This is a genomic window from Kitasatospora sp. NPDC059571, assembly GCF_042735675.1.
GTDB lineage: Bacteria > Actinomycetota > Actinomycetes > Streptomycetales > Streptomycetaceae > Kitasatospora.
In genome coordinates, this window is sequence record NZ_JBHWBW010000322.1 from 1 (window position 1) to 9089 (window position 9089).

Annotated in this window: 6 protein-coding genes; 1 reads left to right on the top strand and 5 read right to left on the bottom strand. The window is 74.2% G+C overall.

Annotation, left to right across the window (positions count from 1 at the left end):
* Positions 1-8: 8 nt before the first annotated feature.
* Positions 9-1022: a zinc metalloprotease gene (locus ACFV0G_RS27820; RefSeq protein WP_380553672.1), complete on the bottom strand. Its 1014-nt coding sequence runs from the start codon at positions 1020-1022 to the stop codon at positions 9-11.
* 346 nt (positions 1023-1368) lie between these two features.
* Between ACFV0G_RS27820 and ACFV0G_RS27825 the strand changes: the two genes are divergently transcribed.
* On the top strand, positions 1369-3027 hold the full coding sequence (locus ACFV0G_RS27825; RefSeq protein WP_380553675.1) for a penicillin-binding transpeptidase domain-containing protein: 1659 nt from the start codon (positions 1369-1371) through the stop codon (positions 3025-3027).
* Between the two features lie 7 nt (positions 3028-3034).
* On the opposite strand, the gene ACFV0G_RS27830 is transcribed toward ACFV0G_RS27825, so the two are convergent.
* The 4 genes from ACFV0G_RS27830 to ACFV0G_RS27845 form a co-directional block, all read right to left on the bottom strand.
* Positions 3035-4609 (bottom strand): N,N-dimethylformamidase beta subunit family domain-containing protein, encoded by a 1575-nt coding sequence (locus ACFV0G_RS27830; protein ID WP_380553678.1) that lies wholly within the window; start codon positions 4607-4609, stop codon positions 3035-3037.
* 72 nt (positions 4610-4681) lie between these two features.
* Positions 4682-6001 carry a glycosyltransferase 87 family protein gene (locus tag ACFV0G_RS27835; protein WP_380553681.1) on the bottom strand — a complete coding sequence of 440 codons (1320 nt, stop codon included), beginning with the start codon at positions 5999-6001 and terminating at the stop codon, positions 4682-4684.
* 97 nt (positions 6002-6098) lie between these two features.
* The gene (locus tag ACFV0G_RS27840; protein ID WP_380553684.1) at positions 6099-7607 is read right to left on the bottom strand and encodes a penicillin-binding transpeptidase domain-containing protein; all 1509 of its coding nucleotides are present in this window, start codon (positions 7605-7607) and stop codon (positions 6099-6101) included.
* Entirely contained in the window at positions 7604-8953 is a 1350-nt protein-coding gene (locus ACFV0G_RS27845) for an FtsW/RodA/SpoVE family cell cycle protein (RefSeq protein WP_380553687.1), read from the bottom strand. Before ACFV0G_RS27845 ends, ACFV0G_RS27840 begins: the two co-directional genes overlap by 4 nt.
* Positions 8954-9089: the final 136 nt, after the last annotated feature.

The window sequence follows — 9089 nt, forward strand, 5'->3', positions numbered from 1 at the left end:
GGGACGGGTCAGCGGACGGTGATGGTCTCGCCGGGCGGCTGCACCGAGCGGCCCGCCGGGACGGGCATCCGGAAGGCCACCCAGGAGTCGGCCATCCGCTGGATCTGCTCCGGGGTGAACTGGAACATGCAGGGGTCGTCCGTGTAGTCCATGTAGTTGTGGAACGGGTTGTACGGGCCGGGGACGGCGATGTCCGGGCAGCCGGAGGCCGCGTAGGCCTCGGGCGGGGTGTCGGAGACGTAGTCGCCGGGGAAGCCGCAGCCGTTCTCGAAGGTGTGCAGCAGGTTGAGCCAGTGGCCGACCTCGTGGTCGGCGGTCTTGCCCTCCATCTGGCCGCCGCGGGCGCCCGGGATGGTGTCCCACCCGATCAGGGCGAAGTCCTTCTCGGCCACGCCGCCGGGGAAGGACGCCTGGCCGAGGAGTTCGAGGCCGGTCGGGGTGCTCGGGTTGGCGACGTACAGGTTGAGCTCGTTGAGGCCGCCCTTGTTGAGCGTCTTCTTCACGGTGTCGAACCGCGGGGTGTCGACGACGAGCTGGAAGTCGTTGGCGGTGTAGTCGGTGTCGGCCAGGTTGAACCGGAACGGGGTGTCGGAGCTCTGCGCGTCCCCGCTGAAGGCGCGGTTCAGCTCGGTCAGCTGGGAGGCGATCTGAGCCTCGGTCAGCCGCGTCTCCGGCCGCTCGGGGTCGAAGAGGACGTGGACGTGGACGGGGATGGTCACGCTCCCGTTCGCCACGTCCGCGTGCAGCTCGTTCGGGCGCCCGGGCACCTCCAACGGCGTGTAGAGCCCCTCGCGCTCCTTGAGGGCGTCGGTGAGGTTGCGCTCCTGGCGGGCCGACTGCTCCAGCGTGGGGTCGTCCTCGCTCCCGTCCTTCACCGCGCCGCCGAAGCCCTCGCGCGGGGGCTCGATGCACAGGGTGCGCTGGCGGGTGGCGGCAGAGGCGGGGACGGCCGGGGTCATGGCCACCAGTCCGATACTCGCCACCAGGGTCGCGGCCAGGGCCGCCGTCGTTGACCTGAGCACTACGAATACACCGATCCTCTCGTATGACGCCGGGGCGGTGCGCCCCTGCTCCCGACAGGGTCGCCAGCGCGGTCCGGGCCGCGGTGGCGGCGTTCCCGACACGCCACAGTTCCCACCCGAACGGTCCACCGGCGCGGGGCCCGGAAGGTCGCCCGAACGGCCCCTCCGGGCCTCCGGTGGCGGTCCGATCCGATTCCCGCGGAGGCGATCTGACGCAGAGTCACACCTCGACGGGGTGGGGAGGGGCCGTGTCGCGGGTGTGTCACAACTGGCGGATGTGTCGTGAGTGCACAGACTTCCTGTGCTAACGGTGGAGGCACAAGGTCCGCTTCACTCGGGGGAACACATGCACAAGGGCATCCGGATAGGCATCGCGACCGTGGTCGCCGGCATGGTGGCGGTCGGCGGTTACGGCGCGTACAACCTCGCGTCGGCGCTGACGGGGGGTTCGACCGCCAAGCACTCGGACCCGCCGAAGGTCATCGACCAGCCGCCGACCGCGCAGCAGGCGGCGGACGCCGAGAAGGCCTTCCTGGACGCCTGGGCCAAGGGCGACCTGGAGGCGGCCGGCGCCCTGACCGACCAGCCGTTCGAGGCCAACGCACAGCTGGCCGCCTTCCGGGAGAAGGTCAAACCGAGCGCCATCACCCTGACGCCGTCCGCCGGGGGTGCCAGTGCCCCCGCGACCGCTCCCGCCGCGGCCCCGTCCTCGCCCGGCCGGCCGGTGCCGCTGACCTTCACGGCGAAGCTGGAGTTCGCCGGCGGCGCGCCCTGGACGTACACCGGCTCGCTCGGCGTGGTGAAGATGAGCAACGGCAAGGCCGTGGTGCAGTGGGCGCCGTCGGTGATCCACCCGGAGCTGACCACGGCGAAGACGCTCGCCGTCCGGCCGTTCTCGGCGCCCCCGTCCGGGATCACCGACCGCCACGGCAAGCCGCTCGCCTCCTTCCCGTCGCTGGTCCCGATCGTGTCGGGCTTCAAGCCGAGCGCCGACACCGACCCGGCCGACGCCGGCCGGGCCGTGGTGCTGGCCAACGCCGACCAGTCCGGCACCCCGAAGCGGCTGTTCACCATCACCGAGGCGAAGCCCGGCCCGGCGGTGAAGCTGACCATCGACGCGGCGCTCCAGCAGGCCGCGGAGGACGCGGTGAAGGAGCAGTCCAACGGCGGCAAGCGGGCCGCCTCGGTGGTCGCCGTCGAGCCGTCCACCGGCAACATCCTGGCCGTGGCGAACAGCCCGGTCGGCGGGAACCGCGCCTTCACCGGCACCACCGCCCCGGGCTCCACCATGAAGGTGGTCACCGCGGCGGCCCTGCTGGAGGCCGGCGTCACCCCGAACACCCCGATCGCCTGCCCGGCGAGCACCACCGCGGGCGGCCAGAAGGTCGTGAACGACTTCACCGAGGCGCACCCCGACTGGGTCTTCAAGCAGGACTTCGCCGAGTCCTGCAACACCGCCTTCATCAACACCGGGCACGACAAGCTCCAGCCGGACTCGCTGCCGCGGATCGCCAAGGAGGTGTTCGGGCTCGGCCTGGAGTGGCACACCGGGTCGACCAACTTCGACACCGACATCCCGACGGTCTCCAACATCAACGCCGAGCTGCCGGAGTTCATCGGCCAGGGCGCGATCCGCACCAACTCGCTCGCCATGGCGTCGGTCGCCGCGACCGTCCAGAACGGCACCTTCCACCAGCCGGTCCTGGTGGCCGGCGCGACGGACGGTCTGGCCACCGCCCAGCGGAAGCTGTCCCCGTCGGTGCTGACGGCCCTGCGCTCGATGATGGTGCTGACCGCCACCGACGGCACCGCCGCGGCGCCGATGCGCGGGATCAGCGGCGTCGGCGCCAAGACCGGCACCGCCGAGGTCGACGGCCAGGGCACGCACGCCTGGTTCACCAGCTACCGGGGCGACCTCGCGGTGGCCGCCGAGGTGGAGAACGGCGACCACGGCGCCTCCACCGCCGGGCCCGCCGCGGCCAAGCTCCTGCGGATCGGCAACTGACCTTCGCTCAGCCCCGGCCGTAGACGGCGGCGACGTTGTCGGCGGCCGGGTGCGCGTGCCCGGCCGGCCCGGCGGCGAAGGCGGTGAGCAGGTTCTCGGTGACCCGGCGGACCAGGTCGCCGGCGTGCGCGTCCATGCCGTGGTCGGCGCGGGTGCCGCCGATCCCGTTGGCGTCGAGGGCCTCCACCCAGCGCATGGTGCCGCTGGCGAACACCCCGGCCCCGCTCGGCACCGTGTAGTACGCGGTGTCGGCGTAGCTGTGGCGGCTCTCGCAGACCACCGGCGAGTGCGCGACGATCTCGATCGGCCGCGGGGTGGGGAAGCCGGTGTTCACCCGGTCGTACTCGACGCCGACCAGGTGCGGGAAGGAGTCGCCGGCCTTCACCCCGGTGCCGGCGAACAGCCAGTGGCCCGGCGAGGTGACCACGTACGGGGCGTCCACCGGGTAGCCGTCGTAGATCACTCCGAGCAGTGAGCTCTCCGGGTCGGCACCGGGCGAGTCGCGGAAGTCGGTGGTGGGCGGCTTGCCCTCGCGGTAGCCCGGGTCCTGCTTCCAGGCGCCCTTGTAGCAGACCACCACCCGGTCCGGGCCGAGCTCGGACGGCTCGTAGCGGACCCGGCGGAAGCAGCAGTTGGCGCCCAGCACGGCCAGGTTGGTGCCGGCGTCGCGGGCGGCCGCGACGTGGCTGCGCTGCTCGGGCGACCAGTACTCGTCGTGGCCGAGCGAGAGCACCGCGGTCGCGCCGTGCAGCAGCGCGGCGTCCCGGGCGAGGTCGACGGTGGTGGTGTACGCCAGCGGCAGGCCGAGCCGCTCGGCCAGCGCGATCAGCGGTGCCTCGTAGACCAGGAACAGCCCGGCGCCGTCGTCGTACTTGTACGGGCGGTCGAAGGTGACCTGGAGCGAGCGGGTCGGCAGGCCGCCGCTGGGGCCGTTGTAGAGGTTGTAGCCGGCCCAGTCGTTGTAGGCCTGCCAGGTCGTCACGGCGTTCACCACGACGGTGCGTCCGGCGGTGGCCGCCGAACGGACGGTCACCGGGACGAACCGCTGGCCGGAGCCGTCCTCGGCGTCGAGCCGGAGCAGGTAGCAGCCCTCCGGCCAGCCGGCGGTGGCGACGGTGGTGGTGCGCCGCCAGCCGGTGCGCACCATCCGGGTGGCCGCCTCGACGCTCGCGCCGTTCTGCCGGGTGCCGGGCAGCGCGCCGGACTGCCAGACGAGGCGGGCGCGGGCACCGCCGTACCAGCCCATCCGGTAGGCGCGGATCCGGAACGCCGGCGCGGTGGTGGAGACGTACAGGCCGAAGCTCTCGCCGGGCAGCACGCTGACCCGGTCGGCGAAGCCCTCGATGGCGTCCGGGGCGCCGGCCCTGGTGACCGCCCAGTCGGCGTTGCCGGGGCGCGCGTTCTCGACCTGGGTGACGGACGGGGCCGGACGGGCCGCGGTGGAGGCCTGCGGCGATCCGGCGGGCACCGGCCGCTGCCCGGAGGGGGCGCCGGAGTCGCAGGCCGCCAGCCCCGCCGCGCCCAGCGCGGCCAGGCCGAGGAACCTCCGCCGCCCCGCGATACGTCGCCGCCAGCCCGCCATCGTGCACCACTCCCCTGCTGCCGCCCGTCCGGGATCATCGTCGCCCATCCGTGGCGGGGCGGACACCCGGGGTCACACCTGGACGAGGCCGGGCACGGGGCGGGCGGTGGCCCGGGGCGGCCGCCGCCCGAGGCTTCCGGCGGCCAGTCGCGGCCACAGCGCGAGCACGGTCGGCAGTGCCAGGTAGCCGAAGCGCCCGGCCGGGGCCAGCACGAACGCCACCGTCAGCCCGGCCGCGAGCAGGTCGCAGGCGGCCACCGCGGAGGCCGGCGGGTACGCGGCCAGCCACACCGCGACCACCAGCCCGCCCAGGCAGAGCAGGGCCAGCGAGAGCGTGTGGCCCGTCGGGCCGAGGTCGGCCAGCACCTTGCCGGGCAGCGGGCTGCCGGCCGGGGTCCGGACGGCGGCGAGGCCCAGCGGGAAGCGGACCACCTGTTCGCGCATCTGCCGCCCCGCGGTGAGCACGAAGGGCAGCACCACGGCGCCGGCCGCCGCCAGGGCGGTGCCCCCGATCCGGGCGGCGGTCCGCCGCCCGTACAGCCGCCAGGCCAGCAGGACGGCGACCGGCAGCGCGGGCCATGCCGTCCACTTGAGGCTGCAGGCGAGGGCGAGCACCAGGCCGGCGGCGAGGGTGCGCTCCCTGGCGGTGAGCGCCATCGCCAGGCAGCAGACCCCGATCAGCGGCAGGTCCACGCCGCCGACCGACAGGGCCAGCGCGATCAGCGGCGAGGCGGTGAGCACGGCGAGCGGCAGCAGCGGTGCCCGCTCCCGTCCGGGCCGCAGCAGCCGCCAGGTGCCGAGCATGCAGCCGAGGAAGGCCAGCGCGAACCAGATCCGGGCGTCGCCGAGCAGCCTGGCCGCGGCGCTGCCGGTGCCGAGCACGGCCCTTGGCAGGCCGAAGAGCACCATCGCGGGCAGGTAGGGGTCGTAGTCGGCCGGCACCGCGGGGTACGGCAGGTAGGGGGCTCCGGTGGTCAGCAGCAGGTGCGCGGAGCGCTCGACCACCATCACCTCGGACTGGTACCGGCTGTGCACGGCGAGCAGCACCAGCGGCAGCAGCACCGCCCCGGTCAGCGCCACCGCCGCGGCCGCGCGGGGCGCCGCACGGCGCGGCAGGACGGCGCACAGCAGTCCGGCCAGCGCGTACGCGGGGGCGGCGAGGCGGCCCCACAGGGCCTGGTAGGGCAGGTCGGAGAAGAGCGGGAAGGCGGCCGCCCAGGCGGCGGCGACGGCGCAGCCGAGCGCCTGCATCCCGCGGTGCGCGGCCAGCCGGGCGGCCGACCGGCCGCCGGCCCGCCGTCCGGGGAGCCCGTCGGCAGTGCCGCCGCGGGTGGCGCCGGGCAGGGCGAAGCGCTCCGGTTTCGGGAGGTCCGGCGTCCGAGGACTCACCATGGCAGAGAGCGTATGGGCTGGGGGTCGCGCTGTCCCGGTGACCGCGCGGCGCGTCCGGCTCCGGCACGGCGCGGGCCGGCGGGCCCGGTCGGGCGGCTCAGCCACGGTCGAGCACGGCCTGCATGACGGACCGGGCGATGGGTGCGGCCAGGCTCCCGCCGGTGACGTCGGTGGCGCTGCTGTCCGCGATGACCACGGCGACGGCGACCGGCGGGACGGCGTGCGAGCCCGCGGGGCGGGCCCAGGAGATGAACCAGGCGTACGGGGTGCCGCTGTTGTCGACGCCGTGCTGGGCGGTGCCGGTCTTGCCGCCGACGGTGGCGCCGTCGATCGCGGCCCGGCCGCCGGTGCCGTTCTCCACGACGTCGACCATGAGCTGCTGGACCTGCGCGGCGACCGCGGCGTTCATGGCGCGCCTGTAGACCTGCGGGTGCATCAGCTGGACGGCGGTGCCGTCGCTCCGGGTGAGCTTGTCCACAAGCTGTGGACGCATCACCGTGCCGTTGTCGGCGACGCCGGCGGCGACCATGGCCATCACCAGCGGGGTGGCGGCGGTGTCGAACTGGCCGATGGCGGAGAGCGCGACCTGCGAGGGGTTCATCGCGGTGTCGAAGTTGGAGCGGGCGGCGCGCACCGGGGTGTCGAGGCGGGCGTCGTTGAAGCCGAAGCTCTCGGCCATCGCGGTGAGGTTCTGCAGCCCGGTCCTGACGCCCAGGTAGCCCATGACGCTGTTGCAGGAGGCGACCATGGCCTCGTCGAGGGTCACGTCGGGCCGGTCGCAGGCGGCGGTGTCGTTGACCAGGGTGGTCCTGGTGCCGGGCAGCACGTACGGGGCGGGTGCGCCGACCGGTGCGTTCGGGTCGGTGACGACGCGGCTGGACAGCGCGGCGGCCGCGGTGACCACCTTGAAGGTGGAGCCGGGCGGGTAGATCTGGCGCAGCGCGCGGTTCAGCATCGGCTGGTCGGCGTCGGCCTTCAGGTGGTCCCAGGCGGCCCGGTCGGCGGCCGAGGAGCCGGCGAACGAGCCGGGGTCGTACGAGGGGGTGCTGGCCAGCGCGAGGATCCGGCCGGTAGCGGGCTCGATGGCGGCGACCGCGCCCTTCTGGCTGCCGAGGCCGCGGACGGCGGCGGCCTGGGCGTCCTTGTCGAGCGTGGTGTACACGTCGCCGCCGGGGTTCTGCCGGCGGGAGAGCGCGTCCCACACGGCCCAGCCGGAGAGCCGGCTGTCGGTGCCGGTGAGCAGGTCGTCGTAGACGCCCTCCAGCTGGCTGTTGCCGTAGATCTGCGAGGAGTACCCGGTGACGGCGGCGTAGCCGGGGCCGTCGGTGTAGGTGCGCTTGTAGTCGTAGCGGCCGCCGGTGGCGGTGGAGCCGGTGACCGGTTCGCCGGCGACCAGGATGTTGCCGCGCGGCCGGCTGTAGCGCTCCACGGTGAGCCGCTGGTTGGCCGCGTTGTGGTCGAGCCGGTCGGCGTCGAAGACCTGCACCTTGGTGGCCTGGGCGGCGAGCGCGACGATGAGCAGCAGGCAGAAGGTGCCGGCCCGGCGGCCGGTGGTGGAGATGCCGGGGCGGGACTGCGGGGCGTCGCCCCCGGGGTGCCGGTTCATCCGCCGTCCTCCGGGCGGGGCCGGCGGGCGGTGTCGCTCATCCGCACCAGCAGCGCCACGATGATCCAGTTGGTGACCACCGAGGAGCCGCCCTGGGCGATGAAGGGCAGGGTCATCCCGGTCAGCGGGATGAGCGCGAGCACGCCGCCGGCGACCACGAACACCTGGAGGCCGACGATCGCGGCGAGCCCGATCGCGAGCAGTCGGCCGAACGGGTCGCGCAGCGCGATCCCGGTGGCGAAGCCGCGGGAGATCAGCAGCGCGTAGAGCAGCAGCACGGCGACCAGGCCGACCAGGCCGAGCTCCTCGCCGATGGTGGCCAGGATGAAGTCGGACTTGGCGGCGAACCCGATCAGGATCGAGTGGCCGAGGCCGAGGCCGGTGCCGAGCAGTCCGCCCCAGGCGAAGGCGAAGAGCGACTGCGCGATCTGGTTGGGGCCCTGGCCGCGGGCGATCGAGCCGAGCGGGTCCAGCCAGTCGGTGACCCGGCTGTGGACGTGCGGCGACAGCCAGCCGACGCCGGCCGCCCCGAGCGCGGCGAGGAACAGCCCGATGGCGATCCAGCCGCTGCGTGCGGTGGCCACGTAGAGCATGACCACGAACAGCCCGAAGAAGAGCAGCGAGGTGCCGAGGTCGGTCTCCAGCACGAGGACGCCGACGAACGCCGCCCAGATCAGCAGCACCGGTCCGAGCACCCGCCCGCGCGGCAGCTGGAACCGCCAGATCCGGCGGCCGGTCAGGGCGAGCGCGTCCCGGTGCACCGCGAGGTAGGCGGCGAAGAACACCGCCAGCAGGACCTTGGCGAACTCGCCGGGCTGGATGGAGAACCCGCCGATGGTGATCCAGATCCGCGAGCCGTACACCGGCGGGAAGAGGATCGGCACGACCAGCAGGACGAGGGCGGCCAGGGCGCAGATGTAGGCGTAGCGCTGGAGCCTGCGGTGGTCCTTGAGCAGCAGGACGACGGCGAGGAACAGGCCGACGCCGATGGTGGACCAGAGCAGCTGGGTGGGGGCCGCGCCGCCGTGCGGGGTGGCCCGGTCCAGGCGGTAGATGACGACCAGACCGATGCCGTTGAGCAGGACGGCGATCGGCAGCAGCAGCGGGTCGGCCCAGCGGGCCCGGCGGCGGACGGCGAGGTGGGCGAGCAGCGCGAGCACGCCCAGCGCGGCACCGTACTCGGCGGCGTCCGGGGGCGGGCGGCCGTCGATCGCGGTACCGACCTCGATGTAGCCGAGGACGGCGATCAGCACCGCCGCGACCACGAGCACCAGCTCGGTGTTGCGGCGGCTCCCGGACCGGCGGACCGGTGCGGGCGCCTCGGCCAGGGCGGAGGGAGAGGCCACGGGGCCGTCCTGTCAGGCGGGATGGGGCGGGGCTGCGGCGGCCGCCGCCCGTGCGGTGCCGGGGCGTGATGGCGGTGTTCTCCACCGTCAGCGTCCTGCTGTTCCCGGCCCGGGCGGGGCTGGTCGATCGGCACGG